The 21966-nt window shown below is 63.4% G+C and carries 19 protein-coding genes; 10 read left to right on the top strand and 9 right to left on the bottom strand.

From position 1 onward, the window contains the following. Positions 1-5: 5 nt before the first annotated feature. From ACLFLU_RS30050 to ACLFLU_RS30040, 3 genes are read right to left on the bottom strand one after another with little or no spacing between them, the layout of a single operon-like run. Positions 6-932, bottom strand: coding sequence for an ABC transporter permease (locus tag ACLFLU_RS30050; RefSeq protein ID WP_188096507.1), 927 nt, complete (start codon positions 930-932; stop codon positions 6-8). Between the two features lies 1 nt (position 933). After that, positions 934-2046, bottom strand: coding sequence for an ABC transporter permease (locus tag ACLFLU_RS30045; RefSeq protein WP_426408354.1), 1113 nt, complete (start codon positions 2044-2046; stop codon positions 934-936). After that, a complete protein-coding gene (locus tag ACLFLU_RS30040) occupies positions 2043-3155 on the bottom strand; it encodes a BMP family ABC transporter substrate-binding protein (protein ID WP_426408353.1) in 1113 nt (370 codons plus the stop codon). The genes ACLFLU_RS30045 and ACLFLU_RS30040 overlap by 4 nt, the downstream gene beginning before the upstream one ends. A 405-nt stretch (positions 3156-3560) precedes the next feature. On the opposite strand from ACLFLU_RS30040, the gene ACLFLU_RS30035 reads away from it, so the two are divergent. The 5 genes from ACLFLU_RS30035 (at position 3561) to ACLFLU_RS30015 (ending at position 10673) form a co-directional block, all read left to right on the top strand. Further along, the gene (locus tag ACLFLU_RS30035) at positions 3561-4820 is read left to right on the top strand and encodes an allantoate amidohydrolase (protein WP_426414103.1); all 1260 of its coding nucleotides are present in this window, start codon (positions 3561-3563) and stop codon (positions 4818-4820) included. 96 nt (positions 4821-4916) lie between these two features. Continuing rightward, positions 4917-6290: a hypothetical protein gene (locus ACLFLU_RS30030; protein ID WP_426408352.1), complete on the top strand. Its 1374-nt coding sequence runs from the start codon at positions 4917-4919 to the stop codon at positions 6288-6290. A gap of 231 nt (positions 6291-6521) precedes the next feature. Beyond that, positions 6522-8594 carry an alkaline phosphatase family protein gene (locus ACLFLU_RS30025; RefSeq protein WP_426408351.1) on the top strand — a complete coding sequence of 691 codons (2073 nt, stop codon included), beginning with the start codon at positions 6522-6524 and terminating at the stop codon, positions 8592-8594. Positions 8595-8844: 250 nt separating this feature from the next. Continuing rightward, complete coding sequence (locus ACLFLU_RS30020; RefSeq protein ID WP_426408350.1) at positions 8845-10245, top strand: sulfotransferase; 1401 nt, start codon at positions 8845-8847, stop codon at positions 10243-10245. Next, entirely contained in the window at positions 10242-10673 is a 432-nt protein-coding gene (locus tag ACLFLU_RS30015; RefSeq protein WP_426408349.1) for a hypothetical protein, read from the top strand. The genes ACLFLU_RS30020 and ACLFLU_RS30015 overlap by 4 nt, the downstream gene beginning before the upstream one ends. An 18-nt stretch (positions 10674-10691) precedes the next feature. On the opposite strand, the gene ACLFLU_RS30010 is transcribed toward ACLFLU_RS30015, so the two are convergent. Both ACLFLU_RS30010 and ACLFLU_RS30005 read right to left on the bottom strand, forming a co-directional pair. After that, positions 10692-12011 (bottom strand): dicarboxylate/amino acid:cation symporter, encoded by a 1320-nt coding sequence (locus ACLFLU_RS30010; protein WP_426408348.1) that lies wholly within the window; start codon positions 12009-12011, stop codon positions 10692-10694. A gap of 86 nt (positions 12012-12097) precedes the next feature. After that, positions 12098-13111, bottom strand: a complete 1014-nt coding sequence (locus ACLFLU_RS30005) for a formamidase (RefSeq protein WP_426408347.1) — start codon at positions 13109-13111, stop codon at positions 12098-12100. Positions 13112-13343: 232 nt separating this feature from the next. Between ACLFLU_RS30005 and ACLFLU_RS30000 the strand changes: the two genes are divergently transcribed. The 3 genes from ACLFLU_RS30000 to ACLFLU_RS29990 are packed head-to-tail and all read left to right on the top strand — an operon-like array spanning position 13344 to position 17291. Beyond that, entirely contained in the window at positions 13344-14012 is a 669-nt protein-coding gene (locus ACLFLU_RS30000) for a TetR/AcrR family transcriptional regulator (RefSeq protein ID WP_426408346.1), read from the top strand. A gap of 8 nt (positions 14013-14020) precedes the next feature. Further along, positions 14021-15886 (top strand): adenine deaminase, encoded by a 1866-nt coding sequence (locus ACLFLU_RS29995; RefSeq protein WP_426408345.1) that lies wholly within the window; start codon positions 14021-14023, stop codon positions 15884-15886. A gap of 13 nt (positions 15887-15899) precedes the next feature. Next, the gene (locus ACLFLU_RS29990; protein WP_426408344.1) at positions 15900-17291 is read left to right on the top strand and encodes an NCS2 family permease; all 1392 of its coding nucleotides are present in this window, start codon (positions 15900-15902) and stop codon (positions 17289-17291) included. Between the two features lie 8 nt (positions 17292-17299). On the opposite strand, the gene ACLFLU_RS29985 is transcribed toward ACLFLU_RS29990, so the two are convergent. Further along, on the bottom strand, positions 17300-17521 hold the full coding sequence (locus ACLFLU_RS29985; RefSeq protein WP_426408343.1) for a hypothetical protein: 222 nt from the start codon (positions 17519-17521) through the stop codon (positions 17300-17302). 353 nt (positions 17522-17874) lie between these two features. Between ACLFLU_RS29985 and ACLFLU_RS29980 the strand changes: the two genes are divergently transcribed. Continuing rightward, complete coding sequence (locus ACLFLU_RS29980) at positions 17875-18057, top strand: hypothetical protein (RefSeq protein ID WP_426408342.1); 183 nt, start codon at positions 17875-17877, stop codon at positions 18055-18057. Between the two features lie 13 nt (positions 18058-18070). On the opposite strand, the gene ACLFLU_RS29975 is transcribed toward ACLFLU_RS29980, so the two are convergent. From ACLFLU_RS29975 to ACLFLU_RS29965, 3 genes are all read right to left on the bottom strand, one after another. Next, on the bottom strand, positions 18071-19450 hold the full coding sequence (locus tag ACLFLU_RS29975; protein WP_426408341.1) for a vWA domain-containing protein: 1380 nt from the start codon (positions 19448-19450) through the stop codon (positions 18071-18073). A 6-nt stretch (positions 19451-19456) separates the two neighbouring features. Then, positions 19457-20404, bottom strand: coding sequence for an AAA family ATPase (locus tag ACLFLU_RS29970; RefSeq protein WP_426408340.1), 948 nt, complete (start codon positions 20402-20404; stop codon positions 19457-19459). Positions 20405-20550: 146 nt separating this feature from the next. Continuing rightward, entirely contained in the window at positions 20551-20751 is a 201-nt protein-coding gene (locus tag ACLFLU_RS29965; protein WP_426408339.1) for a hypothetical protein, read from the bottom strand. A 227-nt stretch (positions 20752-20978) separates the two neighbouring features. Between ACLFLU_RS29965 and ACLFLU_RS29960 the strand changes: the two genes are divergently transcribed. Next, positions 20979-21953 carry a quinone oxidoreductase family protein gene (locus tag ACLFLU_RS29960; protein ID WP_426408338.1) on the top strand — a complete coding sequence of 325 codons (975 nt, stop codon included), beginning with the start codon at positions 20979-20981 and terminating at the stop codon, positions 21951-21953. The last annotated feature ends 13 nt before the right edge of the window (positions 21954-21966 follow it).

The following is a 21966-nucleotide window of genomic DNA, read 5'->3' as shown; positions in this document are numbered from 1 at the left end:
GCTCTCTAGCGGGTGATCGACAATTCGGCCGGGGCTCCGGTCAGCGTACGTTTCGGCGAGCAGGTGATGATCATGATCGCCAGCGTCAGGATGTAGGGCGCTGCGTTGAAGAGGTGATAGCCGGAGGTGACGCCGACCGATTGCAGCGCCGGTCCGAGCGCCGCGGCACCGCCGAAGGCGAGCGAGGCCCACAGGCAGAGCAGAGGATCCCAGCGCGCGAAGATCACGAGCGCCACCGCCGTGATGCCCTGGCCCGAGGACAGGCCCTCGTTCCAGCTCCCGGGATAGAATAGCGACAGGAACGAGCCGCCGATGCCGGCAAGGAAGCCGCCGACCATGGTGGCGCGGAGGCGGATCAGCAGCACGGAATGGCCCATCGCGCGCGCCGCGTCGGAACTCTCGCCGGCGGTGCGGATCAAAAGGCCCCAGCGCGTGGTGCGGAAGGCCCAATAGAGGATCGGCGCCAGCGCGACGCCGATCAGGAACAACACGTTGACGCGCAGCGCGGCGCGCAGCTGCGGGATGTCGCTCCACCAGCCGAAATCGATCGCGGGCAGGCGCGGTGCGGTCGGTTCGATCAGCGGCTTGCCGAGATAAAAGGCGAGGCCCGTGCCGAACAGCATCAACGCGATGCCGACCGCGACGTCGTTGACGCGCGGCAATGAGCAGATGCCGGCGTGCAGCGCGCCAAGCAGCGCGCCGGTGATGCCGGCGGCGAGTACCCCTAACCACGGCGATCCCGTGAGATAGGAGATGCCGTAGGCGCTCATCGCGCCCATTACCAGCGTGCCTTCAAGGCCGAGATTGATGCGCCCCGAGCGCTCGGTGATGCATTCGCCCAGGCTCACGAACAGGAAGGGTGTCGAGACGCGAATGGCGCCGCCGAGCACGGCGAGCGGGACGGTCCAGAGTCCGATCGATCCGTCTGCCATCTCAGGATTTTCCCTTCAGGAAGCCGATGCGGCCGTAGAGCGCATCGCTGGCGAGCACGAAGACGAAGATGATGCCCTGGAGCACCAGCACGGATGCGTCTGGCAATCCCAGGCGACGCTGCAACAGGCCGCCGCTCGCGCTGATGCCGCCGAGCAGGATCGCGACGGGGATGATCGCAAGCGGATTTTGCCGCGCGAGGAAAGCGACCAGAATGCCGGTGAAGCCATAGCCCGCCGCGAGATTGGCGTTGGTGCGACCCTGTACGGCGGCAACCTCGACCATGCCGGCAAGACCGGCGGCGCCGCCGGCGAGGAAGCAGATGGTCAGGATCAGCTTGCTGACGCCGAGGCCGACGATCTTGGCAGCGCGGATGTTGCCGCCGGCAACCCGCGCGGCGAAGCCGAACACGGTGTGATAGATCAGGATGTAGGCCGCGATCGCGGCAATCAGGCCGAAGACGAGGCCCCAATGCACGTCAGTGCCGGGAATGGATCCGATCATGTTGGCTGCGCCGATCTCGCGGGTCGACGGCTTGTTGAGGCTTGCGGGGTCCCGCATCATGCCTTCGACGAGGTGATTGAGGATCGCGAGCGCGATGTAGACGAGCAGCAGGCTCGAGATCGTCTCGTTGACGCCGCGATACTGCCGCAGCGCGCCCGCCAGCATGATCCATAACCCACCGCCGATGACGCCGGCGACGACCATGGCGATCTGCACCACGAGCGGCGGCATGCCCTGAAGCAACAGTGCGGCGCTCGTCGCCGACAGCGCGCCGATCAGCAATGCGCCTTCGCCGCCGATGATGACCATGCCGAGTTGCGCCGGCAGCGCCGTACAGAGCGCGGTGAGGATGAGCGGCGCAGCACGCGTCAGCGTATTCTGCCAGGAGAACCAGGTGCCGAAGGCGCCGTAGTACATGTAGAAATAAAGGTCGAGCGGGTTCTTGCCGAACAGCATCACAAAGATGCCGAACACCACGAGCGCGCCGGCAAGCGCCGCGCCCGGGATCAGGATATATTCGATCGTGCCGCCGTGGCGTTGGAGAAACCCCGGGTTGGCGGCCGGGGCCATTGTCCCGACCGCCTCGGCAGAATCCGCCGCTTCCGCTGTCACGAAGTCGCTCCGATCACCCCCTCGACGAGATAGTCCATCTTCTCGAGTTCAGGATCCTTCTGGCCGCGATCGGTGCCGGCCGCGATGACCGTCTTGCCCTTGTTATCGACCAGCCCGCCCTTGAAGATGGCAAATCCGTCAGCGGACAGGAATTTGGCCTTGGCCTCGTCTGCCGCCTTGCGCGCTTCGGCCGAGACGGAGTCGCCATAGGCCGAGACCTTGACGATTTCTTCCTTGAGGCCGCCGCGGTAGAAATTCGGGATGCTTTCGCCGGCGGCGATCATCTTGACGAACTTCGGATAGAGCGCTTCCCAGTTCCACTCTGCGCCGGTGAGATATGCCTTGGGCGCCAGCGCCGACTGGTTGGTGTGATAGCCGCAGACGAAGGCACCGCGGCGCGCGGCGTTCTCGACCATGGTCTTGGGGCCGTCGACGTGACAGGTCAGCACGTCCACACCCTGGTCGATCAAGCTGTTGGTGGCTTCGGCTTCCTTGACCGGCATCGACCAGTCCCCGGTGAAGATCACTTGCGTGGTGGCCTTCGGATTGACCGACTTGGCGCCCAGCGCAAAGGCGTTGATGTTGCGCAGCACTTGGGGAATCGGCTTGGCTGCAACGAAGCCAAGCTTGCCGCTCTTCGACGTCAGGCCCGCGACGATGCCCGAGATGTACTGGGCTTCGTCGATATAGCCGAAATAGCTGCCGGCGTTCTTGGGGTCCTTGTCGGTCCAGAGGCCGCCGCAGTGCTCGAAGCGCAGCTTCGGGTACTTGGTGGCCATCTTGATCATGTGCGGATTGTAGTAACCGAACGAGGTCGGGAAGAGCAGGGTGGCGCCGTCGAGATTGATCATGGACTCGATCGTCTTCTCGACCGCGTCGGTCTCCGGCACCTTCTCTTCCTCGACCACCTTCAGTCCGGGAATCTTCTTCAGCGCCGCCGCGCCCTGCGCGTGGGCCTGGTTGTAGCCGTAGTCGTCGCGCGAGCCGACATAGATGAAGCCGATGGTCGTGTCGGCCGCGAAGGCTGGGCGGGCGCCGGCCGCCGCGCCGAGGGTGAGGGCGGCACCGCCCTGCAACAAATGACGTCGTGAAATCCTGCCAAAATCCATTGCTTACTCCCCTTGGCGGCTGGACCGCCCTAATCTCGCGGCTACGCCGGTCTGGCGGAGCCCGGGACAGGATGTCGCAAGCTTCATGCCAGAGGCTGTGGAATGGGCATTTCGATATAAGGCATTGAAAAATATTGATTATATCTGCACAAGAAATCTTGGTCAGGAAATAGTCAGATTAAATTATAAGCAGTATCGTCCTATTGTATGCAAGGTAGTTAAGCAGTCTTAACCGGCTCTCACGTGTGCATGATGGGACTGGGGCGGTCGGCCGATCACCCGTATTCATGCTAACCACGCGCTGAGTTGAAGCGGCGTCTGGCGCATGAATTCGCTGGCACCGAACTTGTATCGATTGGGATTGCGACCGCCCGCGCGGTCTCCAGGATGGAAAGCTTGACCGAGATGGCTGCCGTGACCGCCGTTCAACATGCATCGCTCGGCGAGGAGATCGTGCGTCGGATTAACGAACTCGCGGCGATCTCGGAAGAAGACGGCAAGCTCACCCGCATCTATCTCACGAACGAATTGCGCACCGCCTCGGACCTCATCCTGGGCTGGATGCGTGAGGCCGGCATGAGCGCGCATCTCGATGCGATCGGCAATGTTTGCGGACGCTACGAGGGCGAGCGGCCGGGATCGCCCTGCCTGATGCTCGGCTCGCATTACGACACGGTGCGTGACGCCGGCAAATGGGATGGGCCGTTAGGCGTGATCACGGCGATCGCCTGCGTCGCCGACCTCAATCGCCGCGGCAAGCGCCTGCCGTTTGCGATCGAGGTGGTCGGCTTTGCCGACGAGGAGGGGGTGCGCTTCGCCTCGACCCTGCTCGGCAGCCGCGCGGTGGCCGGCACATTCGACGAGAGCGTCTTGAACACGCGCGACCGCGACGGCGTGTCGATGCGCGATGCGCTCGTCAAATTTGGCCTCGATCCCGACCACATCGGCGCGGCCGCGCGCGCCCGGCGCGAGCTGCTGGCCTATCTTGAATTGCACATCGAGCAGGGACCGGTGCTGGAAGCGCAGAATCTCCCCGTCGGCGTCGTCACCGCGATTGCGGGTGCGACACGGCTGGCGGCGCGGCTCAACGGGATGGCGGGTCACGCCGGCACCGTGCCGATGGCGCTGCGCCGTGACGCGCTCAGTGGTGCTGCCGAATGCATTGGCGCGATCGAGCAATTCTGCCGGACCGACGCGGGGGGCCTGGTTGGCACCGTCGGCTATATCCAGGCGAGGCCCGGCGCGACCAATGTCATTCCGGGCGAAGTATCCTTCACCATCGACATGCGCGCGCCGACCGATATGCATCGCAAGCGCGCGGTCGCCGATGTCGTCAGGCAGATCGAGGCGATTGCAAAGCGCCGGCAACTGGCGCTGCAGCTCGACGTCACCCATGAGAACCGCACTGCACCTTGCGCGCCCTGGCTGAAGGAGCAGATCGCACAGGCGATCGCCGCCGAAGGTTTTTCCGCCTTCGAGTTGCCGAGCGGAGCAGGGCACGACGGCATGGCGATGATCGATATCGCCGATGTCGGCATGATCTTCGTGCGCTGCCGCGGCGGCATCAGTCATCATCCGGACGAGCATGTCGAGCTGGCGGACGCAGATGCCGGCGCGCGCGTTTTGCTGCGGGTCATCGAGCATTTCAGGCCGCGGGAGGGCTGAGCCCCCGCAAGTCACCGGGTAGAGATACGAATCAGGCAGGGCTAAAATGGCGACTGCCCAGCACCCGGATCACCAGACATCAGCCGACCTACCCAGATGAACAGCGATATTTCCTTTCCGTCCCATCGAGAGAACCGGTTTTACCAGGGCAAGGCTGCGACCTTTGTCGCGAATGCGCTTCAGGCGGTCAATTTTCTCGGTGATCGTTTCCTGAGACAGTCGCATCATTCCTTGTCGGCCATCGAGGATCTTTACCGGCACTCGATGGACAGCGCCTTTTCGGTGACCGAGGCGTTCCTCGTTACGGGCGCACCCCACGCCTCCGCCTATTACCCGCGCGACTTCGCCTGGTTCTATCCCGATGTCCTCGACCCCGAGACCATCATGGATGCGCGGGACGCGGTGCGCCGGGCGCGCCTGCTCGAAAAGAGCGTGCGCCTGTTGCTGGAGGCGGTTCGCGCCGACGTCGTCACGACGACCATCGTTCCGGCGGGACGCGGCCGGTATCTCGGCGTGAACTATTTCTCGCGTCCGTCGGATACGCTGCTCGGCATTCTCGCCGGCCTCCAGCAGATGCTCTCGGCCGAGCAGCGGGCGTCGTCCTATCTGGCGATGTCGCAATGCGCGCACGCCGGCCGTCTGTTGCTGGCCGAATACGGCGGCGATCTGAAGCGCGCGATCCTAAAGCTCGCAAGCGAGCTCGAGCCGTTCGAGGCTGACGGCGCCGGATATTTGCTGTGCGATGCCAGCGGACCTCGCTCTGCGGCAACGGACACTCGCGCCGAACGCCGGCGTTTTGTCACCAATGCCTGCGTCTACACGACCTTCGTGTGGGGCGTGCAACTCGGCGTAGTCGACGAGAATGAGCTGAAGCGGCTGCTCGGGCGCGATCTCGGGCAGTACAAGCGGGACCTGCTCCACCTGTTTGGCAAGGACGGCTATATCCGGCATTCGCTGGATGGCCCGGCTGGCCCGCCGGTGTCCCTGGTCGCGCTGGATTTCGTCAGCGTGCATCGCGGCTTCTGGGATATGAGCGATGCGAACGAGCGCGCCTTGTTTGCGGCGACGACGGATCTGATCATTGCCGAGCCGCGCTTCCGCATCCCCAGCACATTCCACTTCCTGGTGTCGGCGGATAATCCGCGCAACAAGATGATCCACAAGATCGCGGCGCCGGCCTATCAGGGGCGCTCGTCCTGGCCGACGTTCAACGTCGAGTTCGCGGACCGCATGCTGGACTTCGACGAGTTCGCGGGGAGCGATACCTACCGCGCCTGCGCGCAAGGGATATTGAAGGACATCCGCACCGCGACCGAAGTCCACGGCGGTTATCAGGAACTGATCTCGGAGCAGGGGCTGAAGTATCGCACCTGGGCCTACAAGGGCGCGGTGGCCCATTCCTGGTTTCCGCGCTTCCTGTCGGTCTGGAGCAGGGCATACGGAACGCCCTTGCTCCACTGGGACGACTGAGCCGCGATCCTCCTGGAGCCGGCCGCATTGGAACTTCCGGCCAAATCCGCGGCAAGCCATTGATGGCAATCCAGAAGCGCCCGCTGGTTGCGACAATAGGTCTCTGCTCGTCGTCATAATCTCGTAACCGAAGTGACACGGGCGAGCAGCACGTCTGACAAGCGCGCCTCTTAACCTGACATGCGTTGAAACAATCTTTCTGCATTCAGGAAACGACGAGAGGGGTGTGCAATGCTTTCAAAAACGACACGACGTCTGCGTGACCGTACCTTGGTGACAGCCGCGATTCTGTCGCTGATGGGACATGACGTTTATGCGATGGACAACATGCTCGGCGGTAGCAACAAGAACGGTGACCGCACCGAGAGCCCGATCAAGCATGTGATCGTCATTCTTGGCGAAAACCGCACCTTCGACCACGTCTTCGCTACCTATGAGCCGCGTCATCCGGACGAACGCGTCGACAATCTGCTCTCCAAGGGCATCATCACCAAGGACGGCCAGCCCGGTCCGAATTACGCCAAGGCCGCGCAGTTCTCGACCGTCGTCAACAATACCTACTCGATCAATCCGACTCCGAAGACGCCTTATAATCAGACGACCAACAAGGTGCAGACGCCTGGCACCTCCTATGCGCCGCAAACCTGCTACACCTCCGTCGATCAGGCTGCACTCAATGGTCCGGGATGTCTCGCCACGCTCCAACTCGCGGCGCAAGGGGATTACGGCCTCCGCCAGCAGGATCTGCCGCTGCTGACGACGGGTGCGACCGGCCTGCCGGGCAGTTCGCCTGACACGCGGATCCTGGACTCCGACAGTCTGCCGAACGGTCCCTATCCGCTCGTGACCCTGGCGCAGGGTGGCGAAACTCCGTCGAGCCTCTACAAGACCTATGGCGGCAGCCCGGTGCACCGGTTCTACCAGATGTGGCAGGAGCTCGACTGCGACGTCGCCAAGGTCACACACCACAATCCGAGCGGCTGCCAAGCCGATCTCTTCACCTTTGTCGAATCAAGCGTCTCCTCCGGGAGCAACGGTAATCCGACCCCGCATGCGCTCAAGGAAGGCGCGATCGCGCTCGGCTTCTACAATGTCGCCAAGGGCGACGCGCCTTATCTGACCGAGCTTGCGCGCAAGTACACGCTCAACGACAATTTCCACCAGAGCGTGATGGGTGGCACTTTCGCCAATCACATGATGATCGGCTATGCCGACGCCCTCTATTATGCCGACGACAAGGGTGATCCTGCCAAGCCGGACCACGTGCTTGTCCCCGGTTCCAATCCGCCGCAATATGTCAATGAGGTCGAGAACCCGAACCCGGCGCCTGGGACCAACAACTGGTACCTCAACGACGGCTATGGCGGCGGCAGCTATTCGAACTGCTCGGATCCCAGCCAGCCTGGCGTGGGTCCGGTCGTTACCTACCTCAACGCGATTCATGTGTCGCCGCGTTGTGCGCCGAACGCCTACTACCTGCTGAACAACTACGTTCCGGCCTTTATCGGCAGCGGTGCCACTGATCCGATCAACAATGGCCCGTTCACTCTGCCGCCGGTCATCAAGCAGCGGCATATCGGCGATGCGCTGACCCAGGCGGATGTGTCCTGGGCCTATTTCGGCGAGCGCTGGAATGACTTCAAGACGGCCCCCGGAGAGGGTGCCAATTTCGGCTCGCTGGACCCGGTCGCCTACCTCTATTGCAACATCTGCAATCCCTTCCTGTTCTCCGCTTCGGTCATGACCCATGCGGCGCAGCGCGATGCGCACATGAAGGACACGATCGATCTCTACGACGCCATCGCCGATGGCAATCTCCCCGCCGTGTCGTTCGTCAAGCCGAGCACCTTCAACGACGGTCATCCGGCGTCGTCCCGTGTCGATATCTTCGAGGCCTTCACCAAGAACATCGTCGACAAGGTGAAGTCCAACAAGGAGCTGTGGAAGTCGACCGCGATCGTCATCACCATGGACGAGGGCGGCGGTTACTACGACTCCGGCTATGTCCAGCCGGTCGACTTCTTCGGCGACGGCACGCGCATCCCGCTTCTCGTCGTCTCGAAATACTCGCGCGGCGGCCACATGTCGCATGAATATGGTGACCACGTCTCGATCACCAAGTTCATCGAACGCAACTGGCACCTCAAGCCGCTCGGACCCAAGACGCGTGATGCCCTGCCGAATCCGATTGCGTCGGACGACAATCCCTACGTTCCCGTCAACCGGCCGGCGATCGGCGATCTCTTCGGCAACTTCAACTTCGCCGATCGTCACGACGACAATAACGATAACGACCAGGACTGATCGGGGCCGATAGCCTTTTTCAGCATGACCCGGCGGCTGCCCAGCCGCCGGGTCAATCTCGTCTTAATCGCATGGAGTAACGCGCGTGGAAGCTACAGGACAGCATGCCGCCAGCGCCGCTTCGATCGAGGCGGCGCGCCGTGCCTTTGCAAGCGGCGATCTAAGCTCCACCGAAACGATCTGCGCAAAGGTGCTCGCAGGCAATTCGTCGGATTGGCGCGCATGGGCGCTGCTGACGGAGACGGCGCTGATGCGTGATCGCCTCGATGCGGCGACGGTAAGCGCGGAACGTGCCGTCGCTCTCGCTCCGATCAACCCGATTGCGCTGGTGTTGCGTGCAAAATGCCTCTTCGTGAAGGGGGAGGCGCGTCAGGCCAGTGCAGCGACGGAAGCCGCGGCCAGGCATGCAGGCGAGGAGCCGGACGCGCTTGACGCAGTCGGTGCCATGTTTGGCCTGCTCGGGCTGCAACAGCAGGCGAGAGAGCTATTCCGCCGTGCTGTTGCCCAGAAGCCCGCCGTTCCGCAGTATCTGTTCAATCTGGCCGCCGCCGAGCGGATGATCGGCGCACTCGGCGACGCCGAAGCGCATTGCGACGCGGCGATTGCGTACGACCGTCGCTACGGATTGGCCCACTACCTGCGTTCGGACCTGCGAATCCAGAGCAGCGACCGCAACCATGTCGACGAGATGGAGGCCGTGATCGCTGAAGGGCGTTTGTCGGCGCCGAGCGAAATCATGCTGCGCTTTGCGCTCGGCAAGGAATGCGAGGATCTGGAGCGTTGGGACCGCGCTTTCGCGCATGTCGAGGCCGGCTGTAATTTGCAGCGCCGGTCGCTACCGCGCGACCCCGCCGCCGAGATTGGCGAAGTCGACGCGATCATCCAGGCGCATACGCGACGCTGGATCGACGCTGCGCCCCGGGGCTACGCCAACGCCGCGCCTGTTTTCGTTACCGGCCTGCCACGCACCGGTACCACACTGGTGGAGCGGATTATCGCGAGCCACTCCGCGATGCATTCGGTAGGCGAGACCAGCGCGTTCGCTGCCGAGATGCGCCGCGCCATGGCGGAACGTCCAAGCGGGAGCGACCTCGAGGGTATTGGCAGGCGCTACCTGGATCAGGCCGCGGCGCTTCGCGTGCCGGACAATGTTCGTTTCATCGATAAAACTTTGGAGAACTATCTTTATTGCGGCCTCATTCACGCGGCGCTGCCTTCGGCGAAGATCATCCTGGTGCAGCGGCATCCGATGGACGCGTGCTGGGCGATCTACAAGGCGCACTTCCGCAACAAATTCGCGTTCTCCTATGATCAAACCGACCTTGCGGACTACTATCTCGCTTATCGCCGGCTGACGCGGCACTGGCGCAGCGTGTTGTCGCAGGACGTGCTCATGGAGATCGACTACGAGGACGTCGTTCGGGACCAGGCCGCGGCGAGCCGTGATATCATCCGGTTTCTCGGGCTTCCCTGGGAAGATGGGGTGATGCGCTTTCACGAAAGCCCGGCGCCTTCGGCAACAGCCAGCGCCGTTCAGGTGCGCCGCGCGATCTACGCCTCCTCCGTCGGCAAATGGCGTCACCATGCCGATCGGCTGAGGCCGCTGCGCGAACGCCTGGCGCGCGAGATTCCCGAGGCGGAGCTGGCATGACGATGCTGCGACCATCGTTGCTCCTCGTGATGGCGTCTGCCGTTCTCCTGGCCTTCGGTCAAGCTGCGGCGGCCGAAGTGAAGGTCGGAGGTCGGCCGGAGGCCGTGCATCTCGAAGTCCACGACGCTTCGCTACATGATGTGCTGGCGGCGCTGCAAGAACACTTCAATCTGCGTTATCGCACCATCGATGCGCTGGACACGCTTACGACGGGAGTTTTCGATGGACCGTTGCGTCGCGTGGTGGCGCGGCTCCTCAGCGGCCATGACTATGCGATGCAGGTCAACGCTGACGGTGTCGACGTCCTGGTGCTGGCGCCGCAGGGCCCGAGCGTCGCCGTCGTCGCTGCGGTGACGCCGGCGAGCGCAGCCAGGCCGCCGCTCACGGCGGCCGAGCGTAAGCACTTCGAAAGCGGGCACCTGCGCTAGCGACGGAACGCGCGCGCCTCAGCCCGCGGTCACGTCCACCAGCTCGCCGCCCTCGAGAACCTTGGCTGCCTTGGCGCGGTCGAGGTCGCCTTCCCAGGCGGCTACGACGACTGTCGCTACGCAATTGCCGATGAGGTTGCCGACTGCGCGCGCCATGCCGATGAACCAGTCGACCGACAACACCAACACGAGGCCGATCGCCGGAATGCTCGGCACCGCGTTCAGAGTTGCGGCGAGGATCACGATCGCCGAGCCTGGTACGCCGTGCGCGCCTTTTGACGTGATCAGGGAGACCCCCAGCACCAGCAGAAGATCGCCGAAGGACAGCGGCGTGTTGGTGGCCTGCGCGATGAAGACGACGGCAAGCGTCAGATAGATCGAGAAGGCGTCGAGGTTGAAGGAATAGCCGGTCGGGATGACCAGTCCGACGACGGAATCCTTCACGCCCATACGCTCCAGCTTCTTCATGATCTGAGGAAGCACCGCGTCGGATGAGGCGGTCGCAAGCACGATGGTCAATTCCTCGCGCAGATAGGCGAGGAATTTGAGGATGTTGAGTCCGGCGAGCGCCATCACGCCGCCGAGCACGCCCAGCACGAAGATGCCGACCGAGACGTAGAACAGCATGACCAGCGAGACCAGCTGCTTCAGCGAGCCGACGCCGTATTTGCCGACGGTGTAGGCGACCGCGCCGAGCACGCCGAGCGGGGCGACTCGCACAACCAGCCCCATGACACGGAACAACACCGTTGAGGCCGCATCGATGATCGAAGTGACGAGCTGGCCCTTTTCGCCGCCGACCAGCGCGAGGCCGACGCCGAACAGCACGGCGAAGAACAGCACCTGGAGCACGTCGTTGCGCGACAGCGCGTCGAACGAGGTGGACGGGATCACGTTCAGCAGGAAGGCGCCGATGCCGGCGCCTTGCAGCTTGTGGGCGTTGTCGGCATAGGTGTTGAGCGCCTTGGCATCCAGCGTCGAGGGATCGATGTTCATGCCGTGGCCGGGACCGAAGAGATAGGCCAGGATGAGGCCAACCACGAGCGCCACCGTCGTCATCGTCTCGAAATAGACCAGCGCCTTGACGCCGACCCTGCCGACCTTCTTGAGGTCGCCGGCGCCGGCAATGCCGTGCACGACGACGCAGAACACGATCGGCGCCACGATCATCGAGATCAGCTTCAGGAAGGCGTCGCTGAGGATCTTGAGGCTGATGGCGAAGTCCGGGGCGGCCACGCCGAGGATGATGCCCAGGATCAGCGCCGCGAGGACTTGGACGAACAGGGACGTATAGAGCGGCTTAGGCTCGGCGGTGGGTGCCGCGGTGATGGTCGACATGGTGGATTCCCCCGGTTTGACGCGACTTGGACGCCAAAAGGAGCAACAACCGTGCCAGAATGCCGCGGTTTCGGCCGGGAAACTGCCTATTCCGCGGCTTTTGCCGTCTTGCCGAACATGCGGCTCGGTGCCGGGAAGCCGCAGGAGGTGCCGTCGGTGACCTTGACCTGGTCTTCCCATGGCAGCCGGTAAGTGCCCGCGACCATGTCCTGCATGAAGGTGTAGGGACAGTCCATCGCGCCACCCTTCACTGCGACATAGCCGCGGTGCCAGAGCTGGTAGATGTTGTTTTCGACGCCCCAGTTGATGCGGGCTTCGCGCACGAGGTCGGGCCGGACCTCGGCGGTGATGATCTCGTCGGCGCGGCCGGTGGTGCCGTGCGCCAGCACGGTGCCGTCGAAATTGACGATCATGCCTTCGCCCATGGAATCGAACGAGCCGTCCGAGCCACACATGCAGACGTTGGCGGTGACCATCAGGTTCTGGAACGAGTTGGCCTGGTTGGTGAACCGCCAGGAATCGCGGATCGGCGCGGTGTAGCCGGCGGTGCGGATCATGATCTCCGCGCCCTTGTAGGCGCATTCGCGCGCCATTTCCGGGAACATGCCGTCATGGCAGATGATGAGCGCGATCTTGGCGCCGTTCGGGCCCTCGATCACGGGAATGCCGATATCGCCCGGTTCCCACGGTTCGACCGGAATCCAGGGATGAAGCTTGCGGTAATAGAGCTTGATCTCGCCGTGATCGTCGATGATCAGGCCGGAATTGTAGGGATTGCCGTGCGGGTTGAACTCCATGATGGAGAAGCAGCCCCAGATCTTGTTGTCGATGCAGGCCTTCTTGAATGCCGCGACCTCGGGCCCATCGAGCCGGCACATGATCTCGGGATTGGTGTCCATCGAGAGGCCGTGCAGCGAATATTCGGGGAAGACCACCAGATCCATGGTGGAGAGATTGCGGCGGGCCTTGCCGACCATCCAGACGATACGCTCGGTCTGCCTGGCGAGATCGGACTTGGTCGCGACGATCGGCAACTGCAATTGAACCAGTCCGATGACCACGCCCTCAGGCGATTTGTTCAGCCCGCCAAGCCCGTTCATGATCAGCTCCCTCCGTCGGCTTCCTTGCCGTCCGCGCGACGCCGTCGCGCGCAGTTCTTGGCAGAGCAAATCCGATTTTGGCGGCGCGCAAAAGTCCATTTTTCAGGCGACAGGCGATAGCCGTGCTCGCGTGGGCCGCCGGCCCCAGAGCGTGCCGACGCCCATTGTTGCGGCGCGGCCTGCCTCAACTCTCGGCTTGACCCTCCAATTTGCTTGATGTCAGACTTGTGACATGAGTACAGCAAAGCGACATATCGCCAGCCTTCGCGACGAATATGCCGAGATGACGCGGCAGCGCATCGTCGCGGCCTTTGTCGAGACGCTGGAGGACGAGGCGGCCGACGACATTTCCATGGCCGCGGTCGCCAAGCGCGCAAAGGTGGCCGAGCGAACCATCTATCGGCACTTCAAGACCCGCGCTGAGCTGTTTGCGGCGGCCGGCGAGTGGATCGAGGACAACGTCTTCAGCTATATTCCCTTCAGCTCGCCCGACGAGCTGCCGGATATTTTCCGCAAGTTGTGCAAGCGATTTGACCGCCACCCGCATCTGGCGCGTGCCATTGCGATGACGCGGGCGGGCCGCCGGGTGCGCGCCGGCTTCCGGCGGCACCTGATCGACCAGCATCGCAAGGCGATGGCGCCGCTGGTGCGGCATCTCCCCGCAAAGGAGGTCCGCCAGGCGGAGGCGCTCGCGTCCTATCTCAACAACGTGCTGGCCTGGAATGCGATGCGCGAGGACTTCGGCATGTCCAGCGCCGAGATCGCCGACGCGATCGAGTGGGCGCTCACGACCCTTTTGAGCGATGTCCGTCAGCGCGATGCCGCTGCGGCGCGCAGCGGCAAGGCCGGAAAATCGCCGCGCAAGCGAACCATTGCGCGCGAAAACACCGGCGTAGAGTGAGGCAGGCCATGAATGCGATCCCCGACGACCTTCTGATCAACGCGCCCGACGAAGTCCGCATCCGTCAGGACCTGGTGCTGACGGCACTCGGCCGGCGCCCGGCCGATCGCTCCTTGCGGGTCGGCCGATTGCTCGATGTGCACAGCCGCACCTGGAGCGAGGATCAGGAGATCGTCTTCAAGGGTCGGCGCATCGCCTGGGTCGGGCCGGCCGGTAGCTATCCCGGCGAGGTCCGCGAGCGCGTGCATCGGCCGGATCTCGCGGCCGTCCCCGGCTTCGGCGAGGTGCACAAGCATATTGAAAGCTCGCATCTGACGCCAGAATGGGAGGCGGCACTGGTGCTGCCGCATGGCAATACCTGGACCTGCGAGGCGAGCCACGAGTTCTCCAATGTCAACGGCGCCCGCAATCTCGAATTCTGGTTCGAGGCACGCCGCCGCGGCTCGCCGCTCAAGATCTTTCCGCAGCCGGGATCGGCGGTGCCGCCGACGGCCTATGAGTGGGGTGGCGGCTGGTATGGCCACGACGAGCAGGCGCGCTTCATGGCCGAGAGCCTGATGGTCACCGGGCTCGACGAGGTCATGGATTGGCCGGCGGTGTGGAATCCCGACAATCCCTCCTACAAACGGCTCTGGGGCATGATCGAGGCCACATTCGCAGCGCGCGGCGTCGTCGAAGGCCATGCCTCCGGCCTGCGGGATCTGCCCTCCATCAACGCCTTTGCCGCTGCAGGGCTCGCCTCCGACCACGAAGTGCAAACGCCGGAGGAGACCTGGGACAAGCTCACCCGCGGCCTGTTCGTCGAGCTGCGTGTCTACGCGATGGATGAGATCGTGAAATGGCTGCTCGCGAAAGGTCTGCAGGACTGGTCGCAGGTCGCGTTCACGACGGATGACCGCAGTGCCAGCCACACGCTCGAGCTCGGCGCCAGCGATCACAATGCGCGGGTCGCGATCGAGGCCGGTCTTGCGCCCGAGATCGCAATCCAGTGTCTCACCATCAACCCGGCGCGGCATATACGCATCACGCCGTTCGTCGGGAGTCTGGCTCCAGGGCGTTTCGGCGATGTCGTGCTGCTCTCGGACGTCACCAAGCTCACGATCGCCGAAGTGTGGGCCGATGGCGCGCAGGTCTCCGAAGGCAAGCGCTATCTGGGTCGGGTGCCTGAAATCCAGTGGCCGGATTGGGCAACCAAGACCGTCAACATCAAGCGCTCGATCAAGCCTCAAGATTTCGAACTGCCGGCCGAGCCTGGCCGTACCACGATGAAGGCGGCGGTGATCCGTCCCTTCCATTGGCACCCCGAATTCTACACTCTCGAGCTGCCCGTGCGTGACGGTGCGGTGCAACGCGACGAGGGCGAGGCCATCACCAAATTCGCCATCGTCGATCGCTTTTCCGGCGATGGGCGCGTCGCAAAGATGTTTTGGCGCGGCTGTGGTCCGCGCACGCCGGAGACGGCTGTTGCCTGCTCGGTCGCGCACGACAAGCACAATATCTGGGTGGTCGGCTCGTCCGACGCGGCGATGGCAAAGGCGGTCAACGCGCTGATCGAGCTTCAGGGCGGCTGGGCGCTGGTGCGCGAGGGCGAGCTCGTTGCGACCGTGCGTTTCGAGGTCGGCGGGCTGATGAGCTGCCGTTCGGCGCAAGCGCTCGATGCCGAGATGCAGGCGCTTTATGCGGAAGGTCGCAAGGTCGACTGGATGTACGAGCCAACGTTCCGGCCGCGCTGGTACCCAGGATTCCCGGAGAGGCTCATGTTTGCGACGCTGACCTGTGCGCCCTGGAGTTGGGTGCTGGTGGCGCCGTGCGAGCAGGCGCCGCTTGGTTTCATCAACGTGCAGACCGGCGAAGCGCACCCGGTGGTCTGGTAGGGGGAAGACTGCGATGAACGAGATGACGAAGCCGCAAGCCGCTCCCGCCGAGCCGGCACCGCGCCCAGCCTCGGGACTGCTTGATCGTACCTTTGGCCTCACCGAGCGTGGCACCAGCGTCGGCCGCGAGGTGATGGCCGGCGCGACAACGTTCGCGGCGATGGCCTATATCATCGCCGTGAATCCGGCGATCATGTCCAACGCCGGGATGGACCGTGCCGATCTCGTCAGCGCCACGGCGCTCGCCGCAATCGTCGGCTCGGTGATGATGGGGCTGTGGGCCAATCTGCCGCTTGCGGTGGCGCCAGCGATGGGCTCGAACGTCATCTTCACCTATGTCATCGTCAAGCAGATGGGGATGCCCTGGCAGGGCGCGCTCGCCATGGTCGCCTTCACCGGCGTGCTGTTCCTGATCCTCAGCCTGTCGAAGCTGCGCGAGAAAGTCGCGAAGGACGTGCCGGAAGCGCTGAAGATCGGCATCCAGGCGGCGGTCGGTACCCTCATCGTCTTCATTGCGCTACGGGGCGCGGGATTCGTGGTCCAGAATCCGTCAACCTATATCGCCATGGGCTCCTTGCGCAGCCCGCCGGTGCTGCTGACACTGTTCGGTCTCCTGCTCACGCCGGTGCTGGTGGTACGCCGGGTGCCGGCGGCGCTGATCCTGTCGATCGCGGTGCTCACGCTGATCGGCTTCTTCGTTCCAGGCGCCAACGGCAAGATGGTGACGTCAGTGCCGTCAGCCATCATGGCGTGGCCGCGCTGGCCGACCAGCACCTTCATGGCGCTCGACATCGGCTATCTCTTCAGCCATTTCGTCGTCGCGTTGCCGCTGCTGTTCTATTTCCTGTGCGCCGAATTTTTCTCGACGCTGGGTACGCTGATCGGCGTGACGGGGGCCGCCAATCTGCGCAAACCAGACGGCTCAATCCCGAATGCCACCGCCGCATTTGCGACCGATGCGACGGCCTCCATCGTCGGGCCGCTGCTCGGAACCTCCGTCGTCACGGCCTATATCGAATCCATCACCGGCGTGCAGGCCGGCGGTCGCACCGGCCTGACCTCGTTGACCGTCGCTGGATTCTTCTTCCTTGCGCTGTTCTTCTGGCCGATCTTCGTCATCATCCCGCCGCAAGCGACCGCGCCCGCGCTGGTGCTCGTCGGCGTGCTCATGATGCAAGGACTTGCCCGCATCGACATGACCGATCTCGCCAACGCGGTTCCAATCGTGCTGACGCTGCTGATCACGGTGCTGACCAACAACCTCATCAACGGAATGGCGCTGGGCACGCTGAGCTACATTGCTCTGGAAGTGGCAGTCGGCCGGCGGTCGCAGATTCCGGCAATGGTGTGGGGACTCGGGGTCGTGTTCGTCGCATACGCGATCGTGATCGCACAGATCTTTTGACGCGTACGTTAAGCTGCGAGGTCCAGCAATCGGCACGATCCGCGCACCAGCACCTTGCGTCCGATGGGAGTCATCGCGGGCACGCCATCATCAACGACAACGAGACCGAGCTTGACGAGGCTGTCGACGAGATAGGCCTTCGAAAGGCGATTGTTCGCTATTGGGTTACGAAGTGTGCGCAGGGCTGCCCATTGATCCGGCGAAAGATCGAAGTCGAAATCGTCGTTCATGTTGCCTCGAGCAATAGTCACGTTCGCGCGCCCCTGTTAGCGGCGCTGCATGAAGACCATGCGACGACAATGAGTCGGGAATCCGGTGAGCTGTTTGGAACTTCTCTTCACGAATTGCCGCTGTCTGTTGCGCCACAATAGTTAAGATCGCTCGGACACGATTATCGTCCCGATCATTGATCACTAATTGATGATCTTCACTTGATGTTGCGTTGCGACGGCTGCAATGCACGGGAAGCGCTGCTGTCCCATTTTTGCGTCGCGATATGCACAGAAATGGTGAGACGCTGGGTTCGTGATTCTGCTACGCTGATTCGCAGGGAATGGCTTCACACGACGAGGAGTGTGAGTGCATGAACAGGCTGGTGGAAATTCGCAGTCAGGAATCCCTGTGCCGTGAGCGCGCGGCGCTCGATTTTGAGCGTCGGGTTTTCTGGCTTACGCAAGCCCAGGAATGGGAACAGCGCGCGCTCGACGAAATTGCCTATCACTTTCGCGAGTGCAACGCCGCCCATGTGGAGCTTGCGCGAAGCTGACGTCGGCCGCGAGCTACTGGTAAGTTGCAACGATATCGGAGACCGCGCGCTCGAGCTGCTGCGCGGTGGCGCATTGCCGCACCACGCTGCAAAAGGTCGCATAGCGCGGCATCTCGGAATCGCCAAAGCCCCAGGCGAGCCGTCCTTCGGGGTTGAGCCAGACCAGTCGCTTCGAGCGTTCGGAGATTCGACGCAAGATGTCCGCACGTGGGTCGAGATTGTTGCTGCGGGCATCGCCGAGCACGATCACCGTGGTCTGCGGCGTCAGCATGCTCATGAAGTCTTTCTCGAAATCGACCAGCGAAGAGCCGTAATCGGACGAGCCGAAGCCGACCTTGGACATGATCTCGGCCATCGCTTCTTCGGGTGACTTCTTCTCCAGAATCTCGCTCACCTCGATCAGATGCGACGAGAATGCGAAGGAATGGACGTCGTCCACAACCTCATGCAGGGAGTGGATCAGGAGCAGAAAGAAGTCCGAAACCTGCGCCACCGAGCCGGAGACGTCGCAGATCGCTACGATCTTTGGCCGGTCGCGGTGCTTGCGTTTCCACGCGGTGAGGAAAGGCACGCCGCCCCAGGCGGCGTTACGGCGGAGCGTGCGGCGGACATCAAGGTGACCGCGGCGCTGGCGCTTGCGCGGCTTCGAATAGCGCTCACGCAGGCGGCGCGCGATCTGGCGGATGAGCGCCCGCATCTCCGCGACCTGGCGCCGCTCGATGCGGGCCAGCGGCGCGTTGCGCAGGATTTCGTTGCGGAGGTTTTCGGCCTCTTCACGGGCATAGAGCGCAAGCCCTTGCGAGACTGTGTCACGCACCGCCTCACGCAGGGCATCGAGCGCCGCTCGCAGGCGCTCGGCCAGCGCGGGATTGGTTGATGTCAGCTCGTCGAGATCGTCGCGCAGGCGTTGAAGGCCCATGGCGTCGAGGATGCGGCTGGAGAAGATGCCGCGTTGGGTGGAGTAACGGATGTCCGAGAGCGAGGCTGCACCGGATGCGCTCGCAATCGCGGCCTGGATCGCATTGCGATCCTGCGACATCAGCATTTGTGCAAGCGGACCCAATCCTTCGGAAGGCTGTCCTTCGCCCGCTTCGCTGGCCGAGCTTGAGGAGGGCGATTGATCGGAGTCCTGCGAGGCGTCGTCGCTGTCGTCGGCCTCGGGTTGATCCTGTCGAGGCTCGGGCTGGCTAAAGAACAGATCAAAGCAGTCGCCGAGCGCGAGCTTCTCGTCCTGCGACTTGGCGAGCGTCAGAAGCAGCGCGTCGCGCAGGATGGCGCGGTCGGTGAGGCCGACCTGCGCGACGGCGCGCATCGCATCGATGCTTTCGGCGGGCGAGACATGAACGCCTGCCCCCCGCGCAGCTCGAAAGAAACGATGAAGATTTTCGCGCATCGGGCGTCAACCGAAGACGTTGGACCGGGTCGCCTTAGCAATGAAGGTCGTGATCTGCGGGTGAGCTGCCTCGATGTCGGCCTCGTATTTCAGGAGCACGTTGAGAGTGTCCTTGACGATCTCGGTGTCGAGCTCGGGGGCCTGCAGCAGCACCAGCACGCGCGCCCAGTCGATCGTCTCGCTGACCGAGGGCAGCTTCTTCAAATCCAGCGACCGGATCTCGTGGATGAAGCCGACCATCTGCCGGCGCAGCGTGTGCGAGATGTTCGGCACACGGCTCTCGACGATGCGCTCCTCCAGCCGCTGCTCGGGGAAGCCGATATGCAGGTGCAGGCAGCGCCGCTTCAGGGCGTCGCCGAGATCGCGCTCGCTGTTGGAGGTGAGGATCACCGTCGGCGGCGTGATCGCCGAGACCGTGCCGAGCTCCGGGATCGTGACCTGGAAGTCGGAGAGGATCTCCAGCAGCAGCGATTCGAATTCGGCATCCGACTTGTCGATTTCGTCGATCAGGAGCACGCAGCCGCCCGGCTGCTCCAGCGCCTGGAGCAGGGGACGCGGCTCGACGAATTCCTTGGAGAAGAACACATCGCCGAAATCATGGAGCTGTTCGAGCGCGGCGTGCAGCGTCTGCGCGCCGCCAAGGACTTCGCCGAGCTTATCCTTGAGGATTTGCGTGTAGAGCAGCTGCTTGGCGTATTTCCACTCATAGAGCGCCTTGGCCTCGTCGAGGCCTTCGTAGCATTGCAGGCGGATCATCTTCATGCCGCGCCAGGCGGCAATCGCCTTGGCCAGCTCGGTCTTGCCGACGCCCGCGGGGCCCTCGACCAGGATCGGCTTTTCGATCTGTTGCGACAAATAGACGGCGGTCGCGATCTGCCGGCTCGCGATATAGCCTTGCGCGGCGAGGCCGCTCTCCACTGCCTCGATCGAGGTCGAGGCCTTCTGTTCAGCCACGAAAGGGCGCTCCCAAAGGTCTTGCTTGAGGCTTGTTCTGCCTGCGTTCCCGGCAAAGAACAAGCCTGTTTGGGACGGGCCTGATCCGCGCTGACGTCTGCTTTTTCCGTTCGGCGCAAATACTTAAGAGGCGACTGATGGTGCGGTCAGTGCCGCAGCAGCTCCGGCTTGCGGATGGTCTGTCTGACCTCGGCGCCGCAATCGGCGCATTCGTAGACGAAGTCGATCTTGGCAAGGCTCCAGTGCGGCTCGACCTCGCGCACATACATCGGCTGGAACCCCATGCACGTCGGGCAAATCACAGGCGCGATTTCGATATCCTGATGATGCTGTACATAGGCTGGCATCTCGGCTCTCCTTCGCAGGCGACCACCAAACCCCGCGCAAAGGCTACTGCCGGTTGCGTCGATGCCGTCATCAACTCTTTCGAACAGAGGCGGAACGGCGAGCGTTTGTCGTTCGCTGTGACATTCTTGTTACGTCTCTGTACTGTAACGGGCGGACCAAATGCCTATTTCTCCGGCCGATCCGCTTTTTCTCGGACCATCAACGCAACGATAAGGGAGCAACGCCCATGACCCATGCCATTCGTTTTCACAAGACCGGCGGTCCGGAAGTCCTGGTCTGGGAGGAAGTCAATGTCGGCAAGCCGGGGCAGGGCGAAGCGCGGATCCGCCACACTGCCGTCGGTCTCAACTTCGTCGACATCTACAACCGCTCGGGTGTGTATCCCGCGCCATTGCCGAGCGGGCTCGGCAGCGAGGCCGCGGGCGTTGTCGAGGAAGTCGGGCCAGGCGTCACCGATCTGAAGCCGGGCGATCGGGTCGCCTATGGTGCATCACCGCTCGGCGCTTATTCCGAGGCGCGGCTGATCCCCGCCGACCGGCTGTTGAAGCTGCCTGACGGTGTCGACGACAAGACCGCGGCGGCAATGATGCTGAAGGGACTGACCACGCAGTACCTGATCCGGCAGACCTATCGCGTGAAGGCCGGCGACACCATTCTGCTGCATGCGGCGGCCGGCGGCGTCGGCCTGATCCTGAGCCAGTGGGCAAAGCATCTCGGCGCGACCGTGATCGGCACGGTCAGCAGCGACGAGAAGGCAAAACTCGCCAAGGCGCATGGCTGCGACCATGTCATCATCTACACGCGCGAGGATTTCGTGAAGCGCGTCGATGAGATCACTGGCGGCAAGAAGGTGCCGGTGGTCTATGATTCCGTGGGCAAGGACACGTTCCTGAAGTCGCTGGACTGCCTCGCGCCGCTCGGCGTCGCCGCGCTGTTCGGTGCCTCGTCCGGCGCGGTCGAGCCGCTCAATCTCGGCCTGCTCGCCCAGAAGGGCTCGCTCTACGTCACCCGGCCGACGTTGTTCACCTACGCCGCCAAGCGCGAGAACCTGGTCGCGATGGCGAACGAGCTGTTTGACGTCGTCAAGTCCGGCGCGGTCAAGATCGAGGTGCGCCAGACCTACGCGCTGAAGGATGCCGCGAAGGCGCATGCCGATCTCGCCGCGCGCAAAACTACGGGATCGACCGTTCTGACGGTGTGATCGCCCGCCGGAC

The sequence above is a fragment of the Bradyrhizobium ganzhouense genome (genome assembly GCF_049949285.1).
Classification (GTDB): Bacteria; Pseudomonadota; Alphaproteobacteria; order Rhizobiales; family Xanthobacteraceae; genus Bradyrhizobium; species Bradyrhizobium ganzhouense.
This window is presented reverse-complemented; position numbering and strand designations above follow the sequence as displayed.